This window comes from Marichromatium sp. PS1, from assembly GCF_041155115.1.
Classification (GTDB): Bacteria; Pseudomonadota; Gammaproteobacteria; order Chromatiales; family Chromatiaceae; genus Marichromatium; species Marichromatium gracile.
This window is the reverse complement of record NZ_BAAFHB010000002.1, coordinates 853,659-875,485: the sequence shown is the minus strand read 5'-3', so window position 1 is coordinate 875,485 and position 21,827 is coordinate 853,659. Positions and strand designations below refer to the sequence as shown.

The window sequence follows — 21,827 nt, the reverse complement described above, 5'->3', positions numbered from 1 at the left end:
CGTCCTGGTCGCGACGTCCAGTCGCCGTCCGGCGCGATCGCCGTTCATCGGCAGGATAGCGTCGATCGATTCAGCACCACCCGACCCATGATCAATCCCAGCCCATACCGGTCGCTCCCGTCGCATCCGCCGAGGAGGATGAAACCATGAAACCCAGCAACCCGATCGCCGATCTGTTCGGTCGCTCGCCGTTCAAACCGATGCAGGAGCACATGCATCTGGTCGATGCTTGCGTCGCCCTGCTCCCGGAGCTGTTCACCGCCCTGTTCGAGGGTGACCGCGAGCGCCTCGAGCGCGCCCAGCAGGCGATCGTCGACCAGGAGCACGCCGCCGACCAGGCCAAGAACCGGATCCGCCTGCGCCTGCCGCGCAGCCTGTTCATGCCGGTCGATCGTCGCGACCTGCTGGCGGTCCTCGAGACCCAGGATGCGATCGCCGACACCGCCCAGGAGATCGCCGGGGTGCTGGTGCAGCGCGAGATGCCCCTGCCCGGGGTGATGCAGCCGGAGCTGATGACGCTGGTACGCCGCTGTATCGACGCCTGCATCCAGGCCACCCGGGTGGTCGACGAGCTCGACGAGCTGCTCGAGACCGGCTTTCGTGGCCGCGAGGCGGCGCGGGTCGAGGAGATGGTCGAGACCCTCTGCAACATCGAGAGCGAGACCGACGCCCTGGTCGCGTCGCTCAACCGCACCCTGTTCGCCCACGAGGACCGGCTCGACCCGGTCTCGGTGGTGTTCTGGTATCGCCTGATCGAGCGCATCGGCGACCTCGCCGACCACGCCGAGAAGGTCGGCGAACGCCTGCTACTGCTTATCGCGCGTTGACGCGCATCGACCCGCCGCCACATCCGGCATCGTTTTGGAGGAAGCGTGGAAATCATCAGTGAGTGGGGATCGGTCTTCCTGATCCTGGCCATCGTATTCGGTCTCTACATGACCTGGGGCATCGGCGCCAACGACGTCGCCAATGCCATGGGGACATCGGTCGGCTCCGGGGCCATCACCGTCAAGCAGGCGATCGTGATCGCCGCCATCTTCGAGTTCGCCGGCGCCTTCATCGCCGGCGGTAACGTCACCTCGACCATCCGCAGCGGCATCATCGACGCCGGCGCGGTGGCCAACCAGCCGGAGCTGCTGGTCTTCGGCATGCTCGCGGCACTGCTCGCCGCCGCGATCTGGCTGATGATCGCCTCGACCCGTGGCTGGCCGGTCTCGACCACCCACTCGATCGTCGGCGCCATCGTCGGCTTCGCCGTCGCCGGCATCGGCATCCATGCGGTGCACTGGGACAAGATCGGCCAGATCGTCGCCAGCTGGGTGATCTCGCCGGTGCTCGGCGGCGCCGTGGCGCTGTTGCTGATGCTGAGCATCCGCACCCTGATCCTCAACACCGAGGACCCCTTCCGTCAGGCCAAGCGCTGGGGACCGGTCTATGTCTTCCTGGTCGGCTGGATCGTCAGTCTGGTGACCCTGTTCAAGGGACTCAAGCACCTCGATTTCCATCTCTCGCTGCCGGCCACACTGCTCACCGCCACCCTGATCGGGCTGGCCACCGCCGCCGTCGGCAAGCTGCTCATCGACCGCGTCGAGGTCGACCCCAACGCCGATCGCAGCTTCCACTTCGCCAGCGTCGAGCGGGTGTTCACCCCGATGATGCTGTTCACCGCCTGTGCCATGGCCTTCGCCCACGGTTCCAACGATGTCGCCAACGGCATCGGCCCGCTGGCGGCGATCGTGGCGATCATCAACAGTGGCGGCGAGGTGATGGCCAAGGCCCCGCTGCCGCTGTGGATCCTCGCCCTCGGCGGCGTCGGCATCGTCGTCGGCCTGGCGACCATGGGCTATCGGGTGATGCAGACCATCGGGACCAAGATCACCGAGCTCACCCCGACACGCGGCTTCAGCGCCACCCTGGCCGCGGCCAGCGTGGTGGTGCTCGCCTCCAAGACCGGCCTGCCGGTCTCGACCACCCACATCGCCGTCGGCGCGGTGATGGGCGTGGGCCTGTCGCGCGGGATCGCCGCACTCGACCTGCGGGTGATCGGCAACATCGTGCTCTCCTGGATCATCACCCTGCCCGCCGGCGCCATCCTCGCCGCGATCTTCTTCTATGTGCTGGCAGGCATCTTCGGCTAGAGGCCGGGCCCGGGGGCGGGCGCGATGAGCGACACGACCGGCCGTCTGGTGCTGCCACTGCGCCCGGTCGAGTCGCCGGTGTACATCCGTGGCGTGCCGCTCTCGCCCGAGGTCCGCTTCGGCCAGCTGCTGGTGACCGGCCCGCCGGGTTCGGGCAAGACCACCCTGGTCGAGCGCCTCGGCGGCTGGCCCGGCGAGGGCTATGTCGATCTCTCGCACAAGGGCTGGTGGCGCGACCGGGTGCTCGCCCTGCGCCCGCGCGAGATCCATCTCGGGCTACCCTTCGTCGATCAGAGCGAGGCGCTCGCGCTGTTCGATGCCGCCTGGCTCGAGGGCTGGGCGCGACTGCGGCTCGATCCGACACGGCTGCGCATCCCGCCGCCGCGACGCTCGCTGCTCGGCATCGACTGGCGCCGCCGCTTCGCCTTCGAGTTCCTGCTCCCCGACGCCGAGACCATCGTCGCCGACCGGCTCGCGCGCGCACGTCGCGGCACCCACCCGATCGACCGACACATCGAGCCCGAGCAGATCCACGCCCAGGTCGAGACCTGTGCGCAACTGGCGATGATCCTGCATCGCGCCGGCATGATCGTGCATGTCCGTACCCGCGCCCTGGCGATCCCGGAGCGGATCGCGATCACCCCCGAGGCTCAGTGCCATGGCGACAAAACGCAACGCCCGTAAGACCTTCCTCCAGCAGTTCCACGGCCTGGTCCAGGAGCTGGAGGGTTGCGAGGACGTCGATCTCAGCGGCTCGCTGCGGCTCGGTACCGAGAAGGTGCGCATCCCCGCACCGACCCTGCCGCTGCAGATCCAGCTCGGCAGCGAACCCGGCTACCGCCTGCACCTCTACCCGGAACTGTGTTTCGACGCCAACGCCCAGCTCCAACCCAGCGGCGACTATCTGCTGCTCGACCCCGAGGAGTACTTCAGCGACATCAGCGGGTTCCTCCGTCTCTATCACGGCGAGGCGCTCACCCTCGGGCGACGCGATCAACTGCAGCGTCGTCTGCTGCGCTACCCCAAGCTGGTCGAGGAGCGTCACCTGCGGCTCAAGCTCTCGCCCAAGGGGCTGGCGCTCAAGCGCAAGTCGACCCGCGCCCCGGCCTGTATCGCCCCGCTCACCGCGCGCAGCGCGCGCGAGCGCATGGCCCGCTGGCGCCGCCGCCAGCTCGGCCAGCTGCACGGCCTGTTGCGCGGCCCGCTGGAACCGCTGCCCGGCGCCGAAGCGCTGACGCTGCTCGAGCAGGTCAACGCCCTGCTCGCCACCGAGCCCTACCGGGTGCGCACCGCGGACGATCGGCCCGGCGGGCTGCTGGCGCTGCCCGAGCGCGCGCGCCCGATCTTCGTCGGCGATCTCCACGCCCGCATCGACAACCTGCTGGTGGTGCTCACCCAGGGCGGTTTCCTCGATGCGCTCGCCGAGGGCAGCGCGGTGCTGATCCTGCTCGGCGATGCGGTCCAGCCCGACGCCCCCGGGCGCGAGGCGGAGATGGAGGACTCGGTGCTGATGATGGAGCTGATCTTCCGTCTCAAGGTGCGCTTTCCCGACCGGGTGTTCTATCTGCGCGGCAACCACGACAGCTTCTCCGACGAGATCAGCAAGGCCGGCATCCCCCAGGGATTGGTCTGGGAGCAGCATCTGATCACCACTCGGGGCCAGGCCTATCGCGACGCCATGCAGCGTTTCTACGACCTGCTGCCCTATGTCGCCGTGGCCCCCAGCTATATCGCCTGTCACGCCGGCCCGCCGACCGGCTATTGCACCTGGCAGATGCTGGTCGAGATCGACCGCCATCCGCGCCTCGCCCATCAGCTCACCCATGTGCGGCTGCGCCGCAACAACTCGCCCAAGGGCTATGGCGCGAGCGATCTGGCACGGCTGCGCCGCTGTCTCGGGGTGCGCGAGCAGACCCCCTGCATCGTCGGCCATACCCCGCTGTCGCGCGACGAGACCTGCTGGATCGACGCCGGCGGCATCGCCAATCACCACGTGCTCTACGGCGCCCACCCCGACTGGATCGGGGTGATCACCCGCGGGCGCAAGCACCTGCTGCCGCTGCGCTACCCGAGCGAGCCGCTGCTGGCCGCCTACAACCACTTCTCCGCCAACGCCTGAGATCGACCCGGCGTCGTCACGATTCCGTCAGACAGGTGTCATAATGCGGGGACCGCCAGGCCGCGCGGCCTGGTGTTCGCCGGTGTCCGCCCCGACCCTGACCCCATGACCGGCATGGACAACCCGCAGGCGACCAGGAGCATCGATGACCAAGCCGACCGCCCCCAGCCCGATCCTGGTACCGGTGGACTTCTCGCCGCACTCGGAGGCCGCGCTGACGTTCGCAGCCGAGCTGGCCACCTGTCGCGAGCGACCACTGCTGATCCTTCACGTCGTCCACGATCCCTTCAGCATGCCCGGCTACTACGGGCGCGCACTGAAGAAGAAGCAGCTCCACCGCATCGAGGACGGCGCCGCCGAGATGTTCGATGAGTTCGTCGCCGCGGTGAGCGCGCGCCACCCCGACCTCGGGCCACTGCAGGGCGCCGAGACCCTGCTGGTCAAGGGCCTGCCGAGCACCCGTATCCTCGAGATCGCCGAGCGCCGAACGGCGCAGCAGATCGTGATGGGCAGCAAGGGGCTGACCGGACTCAGACACCTGCTGATCGGCTCGGTGGCCGAACGCGTGGTCCACCGCGCGACGATCCCGGTGACCATCGTCAAATCTCCCCGCAACCGTACTCCATGAAGCCGACCCCTCCGCCGCCCCCACACCACCATCCCGCCCAGCGTCTGTGGCCACTGCTGATCTGCGCCCTGGGCGCGTTCGCCCTGCCCACCCTCGCCCTGGCCGACGAGGCCGCCGAGACGATCGACTGGACCACCATGGGCATGGGACTGTTCGGCGGTCTGGCGCTGTTCCTCTTCGGCATGGAGCAGATGGCCAACGCGCTCAAGGCGGTCGCCGGCGAGCGCATGAAGGACATCCTCGCCAAGCTCACCGTCAACCGCTTCATGGGCGCGCTCACCGGCGCCTTCGTCACCGCGGTGATCAACTCCTCCTCGGTGACCACGGTGCTGGTGGTCGGCTTCATCAGCGCCGGGCTGATGACCCTGTCGCAGTCGGTCGGGGTGATCATGGGCGCCAACATCGGTTCGACCGTCACCGCCCAGCTGATCGCCTTCCAGGTCACCGAGGCGGCGCTGTTGATGATCGGCGTCGGCTTCACCCTGCAGTTCTTCGCCAAGGGCGAGCGCGCGCGTCACTACGGCGGGATGCTGATGGGGCTGGGGATGGTGTTCTTCGGCATGGGGGTGATGAGCGAGGCGATGGCGCCGCTGCGCAGCTATCAGCCCTTCCTCGATTTCATGACCCGGCTGGAGAACCCGCTGCTCGGCATCCTGGTGGCGGCGGTCTTCACCGGCTTGATCCAGTCCTCGGCGGCGACCACCGGCATCGCCATCGTCATGGCCAGCCAGGGCTTCATCACCCTGCCGACCGGCATCGCCCTGGCCTTCGGCGCCAACATCGGCACCTGTGTCACCGCGCTGCTGGCGGCGATCGGCAAGTCACGCGAGGCGCTGCGCGCGGCGCTGGTGCACGTCATCTTCAATGTCGCCGGGGTGGTGCTCTGGGTCGGTTTCATCGGCGAGCTGTCGCTCCTGGTGCAGGAGATCTCGCCGCGTCACCCCGAGCTCGCCGGCGCCGAGCGTCTCGCCGCCGAGGTGCCCCGCCAGCTGGCCAACGCCCACACCCTGTTCAACATCGCCAACACCCTGATCTTCATCGGCTTCGCCGGTCAGTTCGCACGTCTGGTGGAATGGCTGGTACCGGAGCGCCCGCTCGGCGAGGCGGCGGTGGCGGTGCGCGCCAAGTATCTCGACGACGAGCTGCTCACCACCCCGTCGCTCGCGCTCGACCGGGTACGGCTGGAGATCCTGCACATGGGCGAGTACGTCCAGCGCATGCTCGATCGCAGCATGCCGGCAATCCTCAGCGGCGACAAACAGATGCTGCGCGAGGTCGAGCTGATGGACAACGACGTCGACACCCTGCACGCGCAGATCCTCACCTATCTCGGCAAGATCAGTCGACTGAGTCTCACCGAGCGTCAGACCGGCGAGTTGATGGGGCTGATGGAGGCGGTCAACGACCTCGAGAACATCGGCGACGTGGTCGAGACCAACCTGGTGATGCTCGGCCACCAGCGCATCGACGCCGGGGTCTCGATCAGCACGCCGACCCGTCAGGTCCTCAACGGCTTCCACCACAGCGTCACCCGCGCGGTGACCGCGGCGATCCAGGCGGTGGCGCAGAACAACGAGCTGGCCGCGCGCAGCGTCACCACCATGAAGCAGGAGATCTCGCGCATCGCCGACTCGGCGGCGGTGCACCAGGCACAGCGCCTGGTCGCGCAGGAACCCAAGCGCATCCCCGCCTACACCATCGAGGTCGACATCATCGAGAAGCTCAAGCGCATCTACTACTTCGCCAAGCGCATGGCCAAGACCGTCGAGCAACCGCTCGACGAGGCCGCCTGAGCGTCAATCAGCCAGCCCCGGACAGAGCCGCGGCAGATCCTCGCGGAGGAAGCGGGCGTCGGGCGAGAACAGGTCGTAGTCGGCGAGCGCCGGCAGCGCCACCATCCGCACCGCGGTGATCTCGGGCGAGCGCGGCGCCGCGGCGGCCTCGCGCAGCGGCGCGAAGCCCGCGACCGGGTGGCAGCGGAAATAGAAGTCGAGGCGATAGGGACCGGGCTCCTCGGGGATGAAAGGCACGGCATCGACGCGCAGCAGTTCGATCCCCTCGATGGCGAGACCCAGCTCCTCCTCGACCTCGCGCGCCAGGGTCGCCTCGAGCACGTCGTCCGGCGAGGCCGGCCCACCCGGCGCGGTGGGGCTGCCCGGGATCGACTCCACCGAACCGCCCGGCAGTCCCCAGGCACCGCGACGCCGATAGCTGTGCTCGACCAGCAGCACCTCGGGCGGCGTCACCGTCTCGTCGATCATCACCGCCACCGCACCCACCACCCAGCGGCGCGCGAACACCCCCTTGAGGAATCCGGCCAGGCGCGCCGGGAACAACCGCCACACCCGCAGCGCCAGACGATGCAGCGGCGGGTGTCGTTCGATCCAGTGTGCAAGTCGGGAAAGCATCGGGTCACTCCGCCGAGGTGGAATCCACAGGCTCCAGCAACGCCAGCACCGCGGCGCTGGCACGCGCGCGTACCAACGCGCCGAGGGCCGGATCGGCCTCGCCGCAAAGCATCTCGCACAGCAGGTCGGTCGGCGACTCGAAGTCGCAGTGACCAGCGCCGGCGATGCGTTCGAGCCGCCCCCGAGGGGCCTGGGCATGGACCAGCCCTGCCCCATTGTGTGCATTGCAGCGCCCCGGCTCGCCCTCCAGCCCGACCAGCGGCACGCGCAGCGCCGCGGCCGTGACGCGCCCGAGCCCGGCGGCGTCGACCAGATCCAGGGTGACCACACCACGGGCGCGCGGATCATTGCGCGCGGCCACCAACGCCGCCAGCCCACCGGCCGAGAAGCCGACATAGACCACCCGACGCGCACCGAGCCGATCGGCGACGCCGATCATCGCCAGACCGTTGCGCAGATGGGCGCCGTCCCAGGGGCGTTGCGCGGTGAAGTCGAGGGTCGCGCAATCGACCCCGGCCGCAGCCAGGGTCCGCGCCAGTCCGGCCAGGGTCGACTGCTTGCGCAGGAAACCGTGCCCGAGCACCACCAGATCGCCCGCCCGTGCGCCCGTCCCCGGATAGAGTCGCACCACGGCGTCATCGCCGGCGGCCGTGTCACGAACCGCGCCGGTCCCGGCACAGCCCGCGCTCAACAACGCCGCCAGACAGCACCACAGGAGCAACAATGGAGTACAGGCGAACGTGCGCAAGCGGCGTCCTCGGGATGGGCTCGATGCGGTCAGTTGAACCACAAAGGCATCGGGGACGCAAACCCCGCTCACGCCCTGTCGACGACCGCCGCCTCGAGGCGACGACAGGCCGCGCCATTGCAGCGCACCACTGCGACCCGCAAGTGCGCTAGAAGATGACGGCAATGTCGCCCCCAGGATCGCCGAGCGGAGCCCCGACGATGAACGACCAGCCCCACCCCAGCCCCGATACCGAACGCAGCACGCACTGTCTGGTCTTCGGCGCCAGCGGCTATATCGGCGGCCACCTGGTGCCACTGCTGCGCGCACGCGGCCACCGGGTACGCGCCAGCGCGCGCAACCCGGCGGTGCTCGCGGCGCGCGGCAGGGAGGGCGTCGAGCTGGTCGCGGCCGACGCCCTCGACCCCGCCACCCTGCCCGCCGCGCTCGCCGGGATCGAGGTCGCCTACTATCTGGTGCACTCGATGGCCGCCGGGCGCGGCTTCGCCCGGCTCGACCTGGAGGCGGCGCGCAACTTCGCCGCCGCCGCGGCCGCCGCAGGGGTCGGGCGCATCGTCTATCTCGGCGGGCTGGCGCCGGCGACGGCCACCAGCGAGCACATCGTCTCGCGCCGGCGCACCGGCGAGGTGCTGCGCGAGGGCCCGGTCCCGGTCACCGAGCTGCGCGCCGGGATCATCGTCGGGCCGGGCTCGGCGGCGTTCGAGGTGATGCGCGATTTGGTTTATCATCTGCCGGTGATGATCACCCCGCGCTGGGTGCAGTCCCTGTCGCCACCGATCGCGCTCGATAACCTGCTGTACTATCTCGCGCGCATCCCCTGGGTCGACGCCAGCGCGGGTCGCAGCTTCGATGCCGCGGGCCCACAACAGCTGACCTATGCCGAGATGATGCGCATCCTGGCCGAGACCGCCGGGCGTCGCCCCCCCTGGATCCTCCCGGTCCCGGTCCTCACCCCGGGGCTCTCGGCCTATTGGCTGCGGCTGGTCACCGCGGTGCCGACCGACATCGCCCGCGCCCTCATCGGCGGGCTGCGCCACGACTTCCACGCCGACGACGCCGAGCTGCGCCGCCTGTTGCCGCAACGGCTGCTCGATTTCCGCGAGGCGGTCGCCGCCGCGCTCGACGCCGAACGCCGCACCGCCGTGATCAGCCGCTGGACCGAGGGCGCGCTGGGCGCGCGCCAGCAGCGCCCGGACTACGCCTATTACGCCAAGCGGCTGCGGGTGAGCGCGGAGACCAGCGCCGACCCCGCCGCGCTGTGGCGGCTGCTCGCGGCCATCGGCGGCGACAACCGCTACTACTGCTGCAATGCCCTGTGGTCGCTCCGCGAGTGGTTCGATTGGGCCATCGGCGGCCCCGGGCGCAGCCGCGGCCGGCGTCATCCGCAGCAGCTGCGCGCCGGCGATCGCATCGACCACTGGACGGTGATCGGACTCGAACCGGAGCGACGCCTGACCCTCGGGTTCGGCATGCGCGCCCCCGGGGCGGGTATGATGGAGTTCGAGATCGAGCCGCGCGGCCCCGGTCGCGCCCGGCTCACCACCAGCGGCTACTGGCATCCGGCCGGGGTCTGGGGGTTGCTCTACTGGTACGCGCTGGAACCCATCCACCGTCTGGTATTCAAACGGCTGACCCGCGAGATCTGCCGCCGCGCCGAGCGCGAGACGCCCGGCATCGACGCACTCGCGTCCACTCAAGACAAGAGGTGACAATCACATGGACTCAGGTATCGACTCCTCCATCGCCCGTCCCGAGCAACACAGCACAGACGGCGGTGTCGAGCTGGCACCGGCGCTCGAGGCGCCCGCACACGACCTCGTCACCGAGCACGGTGGCCGCATCCACTACTATGTCGACGGCCCCAGCGGGACGCGCCCGCTGGTGCTGGTGCACAGCGTCAACGCCGCACCCAGCGCCTTCGAGATGAAGCCGCTGTTCGAGCGCTATCGCGGCGAGCGCCGGGTCTATGCCCTCGACCTGCCCGGCTTCGGTCGCTCCGATCGCGGCAACCGCCGCTACTCGCCCGAACTCTACGCCAACGCCCTGGTCGACTTCCTCGACCGGGTGGTCGAGGACGAGGGTGAGATCGACCTGGTCGCCTTCTCGCTCGGCTGCGAGTTCGCCGCCCGCGCCACCGCGCTGCGCCCGCAGCGCATCGGCTCGTTGGTACTGCTCTCGCCCACCGGCTTCAACGCCCGCGCCATGCCCACCGGGGTCGCCGCCGAGCGTGTCCATCGCGCGCTCAGCATCCCCGGACTCAACGACGGCCTGTTCCGGCTGCTGACCTCGCGCCCGAGCATCAAGTACTTCTATCGTCAGGCCTTCGCCGGTCCGACCCCGCCCGAGATGGTCGACTACGCCTACGCCACCTCCCACCAGCCGGGGGCCAAGTACGCGCCGCTCTACTTCCTCTCCGGGCAGCTGTTCACCCCCGAGGCCGGCGAGCGCCTCTACGACTCGCTCACCCAGCCGGTGCTGGTGCTCTACGATCGCGACCCCAATATCGACTTCCACGAGTTGCCCGACTTCCTCTGCCGTCATGACAATTGGCGCGCCGAGCGCATCGCGCCGACCCGTGGCATGCCGCAGTGGGACCGGCCCGCCGAGACCACCGCGGCCATCGACCGCTTCTGGTCCGAGCGGTCCGCCGGCTGACGGCCCCGACACCGCCCTGACACCAACGCCGGCGCGCCCGCGCGCGCCGTGCACTCAATCCCGGTCCATCGATCTATCCCATGCTTGCACCGCTCCAACGCCTCGAGCAGCTCAAGGCTCGCGTTCGCGAGGCGATCGCCACTCCTGCATTCACCCGCGCGCACGGACTCGTCTCGCTCGCCCTCGAGCTGCCCCAGCCGCTCCATGCCGCTCCCGAGCTCTCCGGCCCGCGCTTCCAGTTCGCCCACAACCATCGCGGCGAGCTGCGCGCCGGCTACGGCATCGCCGCCGAGTGGCGGGCCGAGGGCGAGCAGCGGTTGCAGCAACTGCGCCAACGGGCGCGCGCCACCGCCCCCGACTGGCACCAGCTCGACCCCGACGAGACCGGACTCGGCGGCTTCGCCATGCTCGGCTTCGCCGCCACCCCCGAGCCGACCACCACGCCCGGCGCCTCCGACCTGCCCAACGCCGTCTACTGGATCCCCGAGGTCGCACTCAACACCACCAACGAGCAATCGGCGCTGATCCTCACCGCCCGCCTGCCGGTCGAGCCCGAGGCCCTGCTGGCGCGCTGGGATGACTGGCTGGAGCGACTGGTCCCGCTGCTCGCGCAACCGGCACGCACCCCGCAGACCCCGGCCACGCTCGAACGCGGTCCCAGCGAGCCGGCGCTCGAGCCCTGGCGCGACCTGGTGCTCGCCGCGCTCGACGCCATCGAGCGTGACGGCCCGCTGGAGAAACTGGTGCTGTGCCGGCGCCAGCGGCTGCAAGGGCACCGCCGCTTCGACCTCGACCGGCTCAACGACGCCCTGGCCTATCTCTTCCCCTCCTGTCAGGTGATCAACGTCCGTCACCGCGAGAGCTGTTTCGTCGCCGCCACCCCCGAGCGGCTGTTCACCCTGCGCGGTCGCCGGGTCGAGGCCGACGCCATCGCCGGCACCGCCTGCCGCGCCGCCGACGCCGCGCGCGACGCGGCACTCACCGTCGAGCTGCTCGGCTGCGCCAAGAACCTGCACGAGCACCAGGTGGTGGTCGAGGCGGTGCGCGCCGCGCTCGAGCGCTGCTGCGAGCGGATCGAGCCGATCGATGGTCCGCAGGTGATGCAGCTCAACAACGCTCAGCACCTGTGGAGCCTGGTGCGCGGCGAGATCGATGCCGAGGGCGATGTCTTCAGCCTCGCCGAACTGCTCCATCCCACCCCGGCGACCAACGGCCAGCCGCGGCGCGACGCCCACGACTGGCTGCGGCGCAACGAACCCTTCGAGCGCGATTGGTACACCGGCGCGGCCGGCATCGTCGAGCCCGATCTCAGCGGCGAGCTGTGGGTGCTGCTGCGCTGTGCCCGCGTCGCCGGTGACACCGCCGAGCTCTATGCCGGGGCCGGCATCGTCCCCGGTTCCGACCCGGTCAGCGAGTGGGAGGAGATCGACCACAAGCTCGCGGCCATGTCCACCGCGCTGCAGTTCGCCTGAGGTGTCCGTGATGACCGATCAGGGAACGCGCAACCTGAACTGGTGCGCGGCACTGCTCGACGGGCTGATCGCCGGCGGCGTCGCCACCCTGGTGCTGTCGCCGGGCTCGCGCTCGACCCCGGTGATCCTCGCCGCGCAGCGCCGTGCCGAACTCGCCATCGAGCCGATCCTCGACGAGCGCAGCGCCGCCTTCTACGCCCTCGGCCTGGCCACTGCGGCGAACCGTCCGGTGGCGCTGCTCGCCACCTCGGGGAGCGCACCGGCGCACTGGCTGCCGGCGGTGATCGAGGCCGCCCAGTCCGGCCGACCGCTGGTGCTGATCTCGGCCGACCGTCCGCCCGAGCTGCGCGGCTGGGGGGCCAACCAGACCATCGAGCAGGGGGAGCTGTTCGTGCCCTTCGCGCGCGAGTGCCACGACCCCGGCCCGGCCACCGACGACCCGGCGGCGCTGAAGATGATGCGCGCGCTCGGCGCACGCGCCGCCGCCGTCGCGCGCGGCCCGCACCCCGGTCCGGTACACATCAACCTGCCGCTGCGCGAGCCATTGGTACCCGAGGAGACGCTGGCGCCACCGGCCGCGCAACACAGACCAACGCCGCCGCCGCCACCGGCGGCCTGGCACGGCGGCGCCCCCGACCCGCACCGCGCCGAGCAGGCGCGCGCGCTGCTGCGCGGACGCGGGCTGATCTGCTGCGGCCCCGACGCCGCCCGGCCGGGGCTCGCGCCGCGACTCTGGCAACTCGCCGAGCACCTCGGCGTCCCGGTGCTCTGCGACCCGCTCTCGGGGCTGCGCTTCGGACCCGGCAGCCCCGCGCGCATCGCCCGCTACGACGGCTTCCTGCGCAACCCCGGGGCGCGCGCGCAGCTGCGCCCGGACTGGGTGATCGCACTCGGTCGCGCGCCGGTCTCCAAGACCCTGCTCGGCTGGCTCGCCGACGTCCCCACCCTGCGCATCGACCCGGCGGCGCGCTGGAGCGACCCCAACCACGACGTCGCCCTGCTGCTCGACGCCGACCCGGCGGCCTGCTGCGACTGGCTCGCCGAGCGGCTCGACCCCGCCCCACGCGACTGGCTGGCGCACTGGCAACAGGCCGAGCGTCGGGTCGAGGCGATCGCCGCCGAGCATCTGGCCGAGTCGCCCTGGTGCGAACCACAGCTGCTCGCCACCCTGCTCGCGCACATCGACCCCGGCGCCGGGCTGTTCAGCGCCAACTCGATGCCGATCCGCCAGCTCGACACCTGGGCCGGGGCGCGCGCCACCCCGCTGCGCCTGTTCTGCAACCGCGGCGCCAGCGGCATCGACGGCCAGGCCTCGACGCTCGCCGGACTCAACGCCGCCGGGGTGCCCTGTCACGGCCTGCTCGGCGACCTGTCGCTGCTCCACGACCTCTCCGGACTGCAACTGCTGCAGCGACTCGACCGTCCCTGCGTGGTGCTCAATAATGGTGGCGGTCGCATCTTCGACTATCTCCCGCAGCAGGGCGTTGAGGGCTTCGAGCGGCTCTGGCGCACCCCGCCACCGCTCGACATCGGCGCCGTGGCGCGCGCTCACGGGCTCACCCATCACGCCGTCACCGGCGCGGCCGAGTTCGCCGCCAGCCTCGCCCGCGAGGACGCCGCCGGGATCATCGAGGTGCGGATCGACGCCGAGCGCAGCCGCGCCGTGCACCAGACCTTCTGGAGCCGGTTGCACGAGGACACCCGCTTGTTCGAGTGACGCCCACGGGCGTCCGTCGGCACGGGCGGGAGGCCCGGCCCTGGGCCGGCGCCACCGGCCCCGTTTCGCGGTGTCGCGACGACCAGGAGGCCGTCCCGACACCCTGTACAGTCACATCAGAGGTCCTACACAGGTGGAGCCAGACAACCCCAACCAGTCCGTCCAACTGCCCGCTCCGAGCGCGGCCGACCCGAGCCGTCCGATCGCCTGGGAGACCCCGGCCGGCGCGCCCGAGTACCAGGACATCCTCTACCATCAGGCCGAGCGTATCGCGCGCATCACCATCAACCGCCCCGAGGTGCGCAACGCCTTCCGTCCGCAGACGGTGCGCGAGCTGATCGACGCCTTCCGCCGCGCCCATCTCGACCCCAAGGTCGGGGTGATCGTGCTCACCGGCGCCGGTGACCTCGCCTTCTGCTCCGGCGGCGATCAGCGCATCCGTGGCCACGAGGGCTATCGCGACGAGGCCGGGGTCGAGCACCTCAACGTACTCGAGCTGCAGCGCCAGGTCCGCACCCTGCCCAAGCCGGTGGTGGCCATGGTCGCCGGCTACGCGATCGGCGGCGGTCACGTGCTGCACCTGATCTGCGATCTCAGCATCGCCGCCGACAACGCCCGTTTCGGCCAGACCGGACCACGTGTGGGCAGCTTCGACGGCGGCTTCGGCGCCGGCATCATGGCGCGCACCGTGGGGCTGAAGAAGGCCAAGGAGATCTGGTTCCTGTGTCGTCAGTACGACGCCGCCGAGGCGCTCGACATGGGCCTGGTCAACACCGTGGTGCCGCTCGCCGAGCTCGAACGCACCACCGTCGAGTGGTGCCGACGCATGCTCCAGCTCTCGCCCACCGCGCTGCGCATCCTCAAGGCCTCGTTCAACGCCGACACCGACGGCATGGCCGGTATCCAGGAACTGGCGGGCAACGCCACCGCGCTCTTCTACACCACCGAGGAGGGGCAGGAGGGCCGCAACGCCTTCCTCGACAAGCGCGACCCCGACTTCAGCCGCTTCCCCTGGCGCCCCTGACGTGAGCGCCACGCACTCGCCCCTGGTGCGCTGGATCCTCGCGGCCCGGCCCAAGACCCTACCGATGGCCTTGGCGCCGGTGATCGCGGGCATCGCCCTGGCGGTGGCACAGACCGGGCGGCTCGCGCCGTTCACCGCGCTCTGTACCCTGCTCGCGGCGATGGCCATCCAGATCGGCACCAACCTGCACAACGATGCCGTCGACTTCGAGCGCGGCACCGACGGTCCCGACCGACTCGGACCGGCGCGCGCCAGCGCCGAGGGCTGGTTCAGCGCGCGTCAGGTGCGCCTGGCCGCGCACCTGGCCTTCGCCCTTGCATTCGTCCTCGGCATCGCCCTGCTGTGGCGCGGCGGCTGGCCGATCCTGGTGATCGGCCTGGCCTCGCTGGTCGCCGGCTACGCCTATACCAGCGGCCCGCGACCGATCGCCTACGGCCCCTTCGGCGAACTCTACGTGCTGCTGTTCTTCGGCCTCGCGGCGGTCGGCGGCACCTACTACCTGCAGACCCTGAGCTTCGGCTGGACGCCGCTGCTGGTGGGGCTGGCGCTGGGGCTGCCGGCGGCGGCGGTGCTGGTGATCAACAACTATCGCGACCTCGACAGCGATCGGCGCGCCGGGCGGCGCACCCTCTGTCACTATCTCGGTCGGCCCCGGGCGCGGCTGCTCTACACCCTGCTGCTGGTGCTGCCGGTGCCCATCCTGCTGCTCGCCGGGATACCGGCCAACCCCTGGCCGCTGCTCGCCGCGCTGCCGCTGGCGCTGGCGCTGGCGGCAAACCTGCTGCGCGGTGCCGAGGGACGTGCGCTCAACCAGCAGCTGGCGCGCACCGCGCTCTACCAGAGCGCGCTGACCCTGCTGCTGGTGGTGGCGCTGGCGCTCTAGGGCGATGAGCGTCGCGCTGCGCATCACCCCCTACGCCCTGGCGCTGGCGCGCGACTGGACCAGCGCCCGCGGCGGCTTCGCCCAACGCCGCGGCTGGCTGGTCAGGGCCAGCGCCGGCGGCGTCAGCGGCTGGGGCGACTGCGCGCCGCTGCCGGCGGCCGGGACCGAGTCACCGGACGTCGCCGAGACCGCGCTCGCGCGGGTGCTCGGGGCGGCCGGCGCACTCGGCGCCGAGGCGCTGCTCGACCGACTCGAGGCCCTGACCCTCGCCGCCCCGGCGGCGCGACACGGGGTCGAGAGCGCCCTGCTCGATCTGATCGCACGGCGGCGCGGGCTGACGCTGCGCGCCCTGCTCGCCCCCGAGGCCCCGACACGGGTCGCGGTCAACGCCGTGCTCGGCGCACTCGGCGACGATCCGGCCAGCGCACTCAGCGCGGCCGCGGCGCGCGGCGCGCGGGTGTTCAAGCTCAAGCTCGGGGTCGCGGAACCGCGTACCGAGCGCGCGCGACTCCGCGTGCTCGCCCGCCACCTGCCGCCAGAGACACAGCTGCGGCTCGACGCCAACGGCGCCTGGGACGCGGCCACCGCCGCGACCATGATCGAGACCTGTCGCGCGCTGCCGGTCGAATCGCTCGAAGAGCCGCTGCGCGAGCCCGACACCGCGACCCTCGCCGCGCTGCAGGCGCGCGCGCCCTTCGCCCTGGCGCTCGACGAGTCGCTCGCCGGGCCGCTCGCCGGGCTCGCCCCGGAGCGGCTCGGGGTGCGCCGAGTGGTGCTCAAGCCCGCCGTCCTCGGCGGCCCGCGCGCCACCCGGGCGCTCGCCGATCGGGCCCGCGCCGCCGGGCTCGAGGTGGTGCTCACCAGCGTGGTCGAGAGCGCCGCCGGGCTGTGGGTCGACGCCCAGCTCGCCGCCGCGCTGGCGCCGACGCAGACCCACGGGCTCGATACCGCCGCCTGGCTCGCCGAGGACCTCGGGGTCGCGCCCTCTCCGCGCGAGGGCGTCATCGCCCTCCCCGACACGCCGGGCTCGGGCTTCACCCCCTTCCCCGCCCAGGCACCCTGAGCCGATGGCACTGGAGTCGCTGACCGACCCGACGCGCTGGCCGGTGGTGCGGGTCGCGCTGCATGCCGGGTTGCTGCTCGCCCTCGCCTATCTGCTCCAACGCATCCGCGACCTCCACCCGCAGTTGCCGATGCGCCAGCTGGCGCGCGGCAAGGGCGGCGAGCGGCGCGCACTGCTGGTGCTGATCCTGCTCTTCGCGGTGGTGCTGCTGCACCAGGCGAGCTGGCAGCTCACCGGGATGCTGCGCCCGCAGTTCATGGCCTTCATGCAGCTCTACGACCGCCGCGACTTCAACCCGGCGCACCGGCTGCGCCGCGGGCGTATCCTCGATCGCAACGGCGAGGTGCTGGTCTACAGCGAGGAGCAGGCCGGCCAGGTCCGGCGTCACTACCGCGACGGACCGGTGTTCGGCCATGTCGTCGGCTATCGACACCCGCGCTTCGGCGCCACCGGGCTGGAGGCGGTGGCCAGCGTCCATCTCGACGGCGGCACCCCGTTGCGGCTCGCCGACTGGGGCCGGGTCGGGCGTCAGGTGCTGACCCAGGACGAGCACCCGCGCGGCCACGATCTCTGGCTCACCCTCAATGCCGAGCTGCAACGCCACGCCGTCGCCCTGCTCGGCGCGCGCCGCGGCGCGGTGGTGATGCTGCGCCCGCAGGACGGCGCGCTGCTGGTGCTGGCGAGCACCCCGGGGTTCGACCCCGAGCGCATCGCCGCCACCCTCGGCGGCGCCGAGGACGCCGCCGCGCCCCTGCTCAACCGCGCCACCCAGGGGCTCTATCCACCGGGCTCGACCTTCAAGGTGGTGATGGCCGCGCTCGCGCTCGAGCACGGCTTCAACACCACCATCGACTGTCCGCCCGAGGGCTTCACCACCTCGGCGCGCTATCCCCGCATCCGCGACCACGAGTACTACGAGGCGCGCGAGCACGGCACGCAGTGGCGCGGTCACGGCGCGATCGGGCTCGGCACGGCGCTGACGCGCTCCTCCAACGTGTTCTTCGCCAAGCTCGGCGTCGGCTATGGTCACGCCGCCTTCTATGCCCTCGCCGACCGGCTCCATGCCAACCGGCCGATCGTGCTCCACCACAGCGCCCACGGACGCTACACCATGCAGACCCTGCGACTGCCCCGACTCGACCCCGATGACCGCTACGGGCTGGCGCAGATGTCGCTCGGCCAGGGCGCGCTGCTGATGAGCCCGGCGCAGCTCGCGCTGATCGGCGCGGCGGTGGGCAACCAGGGGGTGGCGATGCGCCCCCGGCTGCTGCGCGACCAGCCGCCCGAGGCGCTCGGCCACTTCTTCTCGCCGACGACCAGCGCGGCGCTGCTACCGCTGCTGCGCGCGGTGGTCACCGAGGGTACGGCGCGCGCGATCGACGACCCGGCGCTGCGCATCGCCGGCAAGACCGGCACCGCGCAGCACGCCCAGGGCCGGGCGCACAGCTGGTTTCTCGGTCTCGCACCGGCCGAGCGCCCGACCCTGGCCGTCGCCGTGCTGGTCGAGCGCGGCGGCTATGGCGCGGTGGCCGCCGCGCCGATCGCCCGCGCGCTCATCGAGCAGGCCGCCCGCCGGGGGTTGCTGCGATGAGCGCGCCGCCACCCGATCTGCGCGCGGCCTGGGCGCTGCGGGCCCCGGAGCGCGAACTGCTCGCCTGGGGGCTGCTGTGCGTCGGGCTCGGTTTCGCCATGGCGATCGGCAGCGCACAGGCCGCCGGCGCACGGCTCGGCGCCGAGGTGCTGGTCGCCCCGGCGCTGCTGCTCGGCTGCGTGGTGGTGATCCATCTCGGTCTGGTGGCGCTGCGCTGTCGCGGCGATCAGCTGCTCACCGCCTGTATCGCCCTGCTCGCCGGCTTCGGGCTGCTGGTGCGCTATCGCATGGGCGCCTTCGATCCGGGCGATCCGACCGACCCCGGGCTCTACGCCCTGCCGCTCGGCATGACGGCGATGCTCGTCACCTGCGCCCTGGCGATGCGCGGGCGCCATGTCCGGCTCGCCACCGCCGGCTGGCTGTGGGCGGCGCTGTCGCTGGCGCTGGTCGTCGTGGTGCTGGCGCTCGGGCAGCGCTTTCGCGGCGCGGTCTACGGTGTCGGGCTGGTGACGCCGACGGAACTCCTGAAGATCACCGCGGTGGTGTTCATGGCCTGGTTCGTTGACCGGCATGCCAAGGCGCTCGGCGAGTGGCGCGGACCCGGGTCGATCTGGCCGCCGCTGCGCGCGCTCTGGCCGTTGGTGGGGTTCTGGGCGGCGCTCGCGGCGCTGCTGCTGTGGCAGCGCGATCTCGGCATGCTCGCGGTGCTGGCGACGGTGCAGCTGGTGGTGCTGGTCGCCGGCAGCGGGCGACGCGGCTATCTGTGGTGGGGGCTGGGGCTCGGGGGCACGCTCGGCGCGGCGGCGCTGGGGCTGTTCGCCCACGGTCAGCGCCGACTGGCCGCCTGGCTCGATCCCTTCGCCGATCCCACCGGGGCGAGCTGGCAGATCCTCCAGGGGCTCTCGGGGATGTATTCGGGCGGACTGTGGGGCGAGGGGCTGGGCGCAGGCAATCCGGAGTACACCCCGATCGCCCAGTCGGACTTCATCTATGCGGTGATCGGCGAGGAGTTCGGCTTCGTCGGCTGCGTGCTGCTGGTGGTCTTCGTGCTGATCCTGCTGTGGCGCGGGTTGCTCGTCGCCGAGCGCACCCGCGACCGCTTCGGTCGTCTGCTCGGACTCGGGCTGGTCAGCGCCCTGGCCTGCCAGACCCTGCTCAATCTCGGCGGCGTGACCAAGCTCATCCCGCTGACCGGGATCACCCTGCCGCTGATCAGCCAGGGCGGCACCAGCCTGGTGACCGTGCTGGTGATGCTGGGGCTGGTGCTGGCGCTCTCCGACGGCCCGGCGCCGCGCGCATCCGGCGCGCGGCGGCAGCCGAGACGATCAGCGCAACGGGGCGCTCAGCGCCCGGATCAGACCCAGTAGACGCTGCGGGTCATCAGCCGCGAGCCCCAACGCATCATCCGCCGCACCGGAGCGGGCAGCTCGGCGCCGCCGGCAGCGCGCGCGACCTGGGCGTGATGGATCTCGTCGGCGCGCATCTGCTCGAGGATGGCGCGACTCTTCTCGTCCTGTAGCGGGATCTGTTCGAGATGATCGTCGAGATGGTGTTCGACCTGACGCTCGGTCTCGACCACGAAGCCGAGACTCCACTTGTCGCCGACGATCCCGGCGGCCGCACCGAGCCCGAAGGCGCCGGCATACCACAGCGGATTGAGCAGGCTCTTGCGGTCGTCGAGTTCGCGCAGCCGAGTCTCGCACCAGGCGAGGTGGTCGTTCTCCTCCTGCGCCGAACGCTCCAGCCGGTGGCGGGTCTCGGGCAACCGCGCGGTGAGCGCCTGGCCCTGGTAGAGGGCCTGGGCGCAGACCTCGCCGGTATGGTTGATGCGCATCAACCGGGCGACATGGCGGCGCTGATCGCTGCCGAGATCGCCCTCGCCGAGACCGGCCGCGGGGTTGGGGCGCTCGGTCTGCGGTGGCCGACCGAACAGGGTGCGCAGGGCGCGATCGCCCTGGATCAGCAAGGCATCGAGCGGGGTGTAGTGACGAGTGCTCATGGTCTCCTGGGTCCGTGTTGACAGGGCGCGGCGCGCGCGACGGCGTCCACGCCATCGGTGATGGGGCGATATCGGGTCGTGTACGGCGGATTTCATGTGTCCGGCAGGGGCTCGAGCTGGCGCGCGAGCAGCTCGACCGGATGCTCGACGGCGATCTCCAGCCCCGCCTCGCGCAGCGAGGCGGCGAGCTGCAGGGCACAGCCGAGGTTGGTGGTGACGATCAGCTCGGGGGCGGCGGCGCGGATCGCCGCGAGCTGATCGGCGAACAGCGCCTGCGCCATCCCCGGGCGTTCGAGCATGTAGGTGCCGGCGGCGCCGCAACAGCTCGCCTGTTCACCGAGCCCGATCAGCACCACCCCGGGGATGCGCCCGAGCAACCGGTGCACCGCGGCGTTGCCGCCGAGCAGGGTGCGATGGGTGCAGGGCTCGTGGACCAGCACCCGCAGCGACGTCGGGCGCAGACGCAGCGCCTCGGGCCAGGCCAGGCCATCGAGATAGGCGCACAGCTCGGTGGTCCCGGCGAGCCCCGGGTGCTCGCGCAGCTCGCCGACACAGGCGCTGGAGAAGCCGACCAGGGTGCGCCCGGCGTGCACCTCGGCGACCCGCTCGCGGCGTCGGTCGGCGGCATCGGGGTGACCGGCGTGACGCAGCAGCGCCCCGCAGCACAGCGATTCGTCGGCGATCCGGGTCTGTACCCCGAGCCGGGCGAGCAGCGCCCGCGCGGCCATCACCGCACCGCCCTGCAACCCCTCCTGGGTACAGCCGACAAACAGCTCGACCGCGTCACCGGCCAGCGTGACCGATGGCACGGCAGGGGCCGGCGACGGCGTCCCGATCACCCGAGCGAGGCGCAGATAGACGGCCAGTCGCGACGGGGCGAGCCGACCCAGCCAGGCCAGCGCCCCGGCCCCGCGCAGCCGCGCGAGCAGTCCGACGAGCCGACGCACCTGCACGGCATCCGAGACCGTCTCCAGGCGCCGGCGCGACCACCAGCGCCGCCAGCGCGGGCGCTGCGCCTGATGGCGCGCGCGGGCGCCATCGATCAGCCGACCGTAGGCGACCAGCGAGGGACAGGCGCGCTCGCAGGCGCGACATCCCAGACAACCGTCGAGATGGGCGGCCAGCGCCGTGTCCCACACCAGCTGGCCGCTCGCCCAACCCTGGATCAGGGCGATGCGCCCGCGCGGCGAGTCGCCCTCGTCACGGGTCTGGGCATAGGTCGGGCAGTGCGGCAGACAGAGCCCGCACTTGACGCATTGATCGGCGAGCCGGAGCAACTCCAGGGCCGCCGGGTCGAAAGAAGAAGTCTGGCTGAGGGCGGTATTCAAGGCATTCGAACTCTGAGCGGGCTGGGGCGGTCCGGGCGCGAACGGTCGGGAGCC

19 protein-coding genes are annotated in these 21,827 nt (G+C 71.5%); 15 read left to right on the top strand and 4 right to left on the bottom strand.

Translation table 11 applies throughout. The annotated features are described in order from the left end of the window. The first annotated feature begins 146 nt into the window (after positions 1-146). The 6 genes from ACAM26_RS05270 to ACAM26_RS05245 all read left to right on the top strand — a co-directional run bounded on the left by ACAM26_RS05270 (position 147) and on the right by ACAM26_RS05245 (position 6,678). Positions 147-827 carry a TIGR00153 family protein gene (locus ACAM26_RS05270; protein ID WP_123139478.1) on the top strand — a complete coding sequence of 227 codons (681 nt, stop codon included), beginning with the start codon at positions 147-149 and terminating at the stop codon, positions 825-827. A gap of 45 nt (positions 828-872) precedes the next feature. Continuing rightward, positions 873-2,138 (top strand): inorganic phosphate transporter, encoded by a 1,266-nt coding sequence (locus tag ACAM26_RS05265; RefSeq protein WP_123139479.1) that lies wholly within the window; start codon positions 873-875, stop codon positions 2,136-2,138. Between the two features lie 24 nt (positions 2,139-2,162). After that, positions 2,163-2,822, top strand: coding sequence for an ATP-binding protein (locus ACAM26_RS05260; protein ID WP_123139480.1), 660 nt, complete (start codon positions 2,163-2,165; stop codon positions 2,820-2,822). Continuing rightward, on the top strand, positions 2,797-4,257 hold the full coding sequence (locus ACAM26_RS05255; protein ID WP_123142267.1) for a metallophosphoesterase: 1,461 nt from the start codon (positions 2,797-2,799) through the stop codon (positions 4,255-4,257). Before ACAM26_RS05260 ends, ACAM26_RS05255 begins: the two co-directional genes overlap by 26 nt. Before the next feature lie 145 nt (positions 4,258-4,402). Beyond that, positions 4,403-4,885, top strand: a complete 483-nt coding sequence (locus ACAM26_RS05250) for a universal stress protein (protein ID WP_123139482.1) — start codon at positions 4,403-4,405, stop codon at positions 4,883-4,885. Further along, positions 4,882-6,678, top strand: coding sequence for a Na/Pi cotransporter family protein (locus ACAM26_RS05245; protein ID WP_132229031.1), 1,797 nt, complete (start codon positions 4,882-4,884; stop codon positions 6,676-6,678). The genes ACAM26_RS05250 and ACAM26_RS05245 overlap by 4 nt, the downstream gene beginning before the upstream one ends. Positions 6,679-6,681: 3 nt before the next feature. On the opposite strand, the gene ACAM26_RS05240 is transcribed toward ACAM26_RS05245, so the two are convergent. Together ACAM26_RS05240 and ACAM26_RS05235 are read right to left on the bottom strand one after the other, a co-directional pair. Continuing rightward, positions 6,682-7,293 (bottom strand): NUDIX hydrolase, encoded by a 612-nt coding sequence (locus ACAM26_RS05240; protein ID WP_369613234.1) that lies wholly within the window; start codon positions 7,291-7,293, stop codon positions 6,682-6,684. A gap of 4 nt (positions 7,294-7,297) precedes the next feature. Then, positions 7,298-8,041: an alpha/beta hydrolase gene (locus ACAM26_RS05235; RefSeq protein ID WP_369613233.1), complete on the bottom strand. Its 744-nt coding sequence runs from the start codon at positions 8,039-8,041 to the stop codon at positions 7,298-7,300. A gap of 200 nt (positions 8,042-8,241) precedes the next feature. Between ACAM26_RS05235 and ACAM26_RS05230 the strand changes: the two genes are divergently transcribed. The 9 genes from ACAM26_RS05230 to ACAM26_RS05190 all read left to right on the top strand — a co-directional run bounded on the left by ACAM26_RS05230 (position 8,242) and on the right by ACAM26_RS05190 (position 19,813). Then, positions 8,242-9,750: a DUF2867 domain-containing protein gene (locus ACAM26_RS05230; RefSeq protein ID WP_369613232.1), complete on the top strand. Its 1,509-nt coding sequence runs from the start codon at positions 8,242-8,244 to the stop codon at positions 9,748-9,750. 7 nt (positions 9,751-9,757) lie between these two features. After that, positions 9,758-10,696, top strand: coding sequence for an alpha/beta fold hydrolase (locus ACAM26_RS05225; RefSeq protein WP_369613231.1), 939 nt, complete (start codon positions 9,758-9,760; stop codon positions 10,694-10,696). Positions 10,697-10,776: 80 nt separating this feature from the next. After that, positions 10,777-12,168, top strand: coding sequence for an isochorismate synthase MenF (locus ACAM26_RS05220; RefSeq protein WP_123139488.1), 1,392 nt, complete (start codon positions 10,777-10,779; stop codon positions 12,166-12,168). 10 nt (positions 12,169-12,178) lie between these two features. Then, positions 12,179-13,885: a 2-succinyl-5-enolpyruvyl-6-hydroxy-3-cyclohexene-1-carboxylic-acid synthase gene (gene menD / locus ACAM26_RS05215; RefSeq protein WP_369613230.1), complete on the top strand. Its 1,707-nt coding sequence runs from the start codon at positions 12,179-12,181 to the stop codon at positions 13,883-13,885. Positions 13,886-14,018: 133 nt separating this feature from the next. Then, entirely contained in the window at positions 14,019-14,909 is an 891-nt protein-coding gene (menB, locus tag ACAM26_RS05210) for a 1,4-dihydroxy-2-naphthoyl-CoA synthase (protein WP_369613229.1), read from the top strand. Between the two features lies 1 nt (position 14,910). Continuing rightward, complete coding sequence (locus ACAM26_RS05205) at positions 14,911-15,792, top strand: 1,4-dihydroxy-2-naphthoate polyprenyltransferase (protein WP_190288035.1); 882 nt, start codon at positions 14,911-14,913, stop codon at positions 15,790-15,792. A 4-nt stretch (positions 15,793-15,796) separates the two neighbouring features. Then, on the top strand, positions 15,797-16,855 hold the full coding sequence (gene menC / locus ACAM26_RS05200; RefSeq protein ID WP_369613228.1) for an o-succinylbenzoate synthase: 1,059 nt from the start codon (positions 15,797-15,799) through the stop codon (positions 16,853-16,855). Positions 16,856-16,859: 4 nt separating this feature from the next. Then, positions 16,860-18,446 carry a penicillin-binding transpeptidase domain-containing protein gene (locus tag ACAM26_RS05195; RefSeq protein ID WP_369613227.1) on the top strand — a complete coding sequence of 529 codons (1,587 nt, stop codon included), beginning with the start codon at positions 16,860-16,862 and terminating at the stop codon, positions 18,444-18,446. After that, positions 18,443-19,813: an FtsW/RodA/SpoVE family cell cycle protein gene (locus tag ACAM26_RS05190; RefSeq protein ID WP_369613226.1), complete on the top strand. Its 1,371-nt coding sequence runs from the start codon at positions 18,443-18,445 to the stop codon at positions 19,811-19,813. The genes ACAM26_RS05195 and ACAM26_RS05190 overlap by 4 nt, the downstream gene beginning before the upstream one ends. Here ACAM26_RS05190 and coq7 read toward each other — a convergent pair. Together coq7 and ACAM26_RS05180 are read right to left on the bottom strand one after the other, a co-directional pair. Further along, on the bottom strand, positions 19,801-20,445 hold the full coding sequence (gene coq7 / locus ACAM26_RS05185) for a 2-polyprenyl-3-methyl-6-methoxy-1,4-benzoquinone monooxygenase (protein ID WP_123142277.1): 645 nt from the start codon (positions 20,443-20,445) through the stop codon (positions 19,801-19,803). The two genes, ACAM26_RS05190 and coq7, sit on opposite strands and share 13 nt — an antisense overlap. Before the next feature lie 92 nt (positions 20,446-20,537). Beyond that, on the bottom strand, positions 20,538-21,773 hold the full coding sequence (locus tag ACAM26_RS05180; RefSeq protein WP_369613225.1) for a (Fe-S)-binding protein: 1,236 nt from the start codon (positions 21,771-21,773) through the stop codon (positions 20,538-20,540). Positions 21,774-21,827: the final 54 nt, after the last annotated feature.

Bases quoted from the DNA above. Each gene is read 5' to 3' on its own strand.
- ACAM26_RS05270 (WP_123139478.1), top strand. From the start codon at position 147: ATGAAACCCAGCAACCCGATCGCCGATCTGTTCGGTCGCTCGCCGTTC.
- ACAM26_RS05260 (WP_123139480.1), top strand. From the start codon at position 2,163: ATGAGCGACACGACCGGCCGTCTGGTGCTGCCACTGCGCCCGGTCGAG.
- ACAM26_RS05255 (WP_123142267.1), top strand. From the start codon at position 2,797: ATGGCGACAAAACGCAACGCCCGTAAGACCTTCCTCCAGCAGTTCCAC.
- ACAM26_RS05250 (WP_123139482.1), top strand. From the start codon at position 4,403: ATGACCAAGCCGACCGCCCCCAGCCCGATCCTGGTACCGGTGGACTTC.
- ACAM26_RS05245 (WP_132229031.1), top strand. From the start codon at position 4,882: ATGAAGCCGACCCCTCCGCCGCCCCCACACCACCATCCCGCCCAGCGT.
- ACAM26_RS05240 (WP_369613234.1), bottom strand. From the start codon at position 7,293: ATGCTTTCCCGACTTGCACACTGGATCGAACGACACCCGCCGCTGCAT.
- ACAM26_RS05230 (WP_369613232.1), top strand. From the start codon at position 8,242: ATGAACGACCAGCCCCACCCCAGCCCCGATACCGAACGCAGCACGCAC.
- ACAM26_RS05225 (WP_369613231.1), top strand. From the start codon at position 9,758: ATGGACTCAGGTATCGACTCCTCCATCGCCCGTCCCGAGCAACACAGC.
- ACAM26_RS05220 (WP_123139488.1), top strand. From the start codon at position 10,777: ATGCTTGCACCGCTCCAACGCCTCGAGCAGCTCAAGGCTCGCGTTCGC.
- menD (WP_369613230.1), top strand. From the start codon at position 12,179: ATGACCGATCAGGGAACGCGCAACCTGAACTGGTGCGCGGCACTGCTC.
- menC (WP_369613228.1), top strand. From the start codon at position 15,797: ATGAGCGTCGCGCTGCGCATCACCCCCTACGCCCTGGCGCTGGCGCGC.
- ACAM26_RS05195 (WP_369613227.1), top strand. From the start codon at position 16,860: ATGGCACTGGAGTCGCTGACCGACCCGACGCGCTGGCCGGTGGTGCGG.
- ACAM26_RS05190 (WP_369613226.1), top strand. From the start codon at position 18,443: ATGAGCGCGCCGCCACCCGATCTGCGCGCGGCCTGGGCGCTGCGGGCC.
- coq7 (WP_123142277.1), bottom strand. From the start codon at position 20,445: ATGAGCACTCGTCACTACACCCCGCTCGATGCCTTGCTGATCCAGGGC.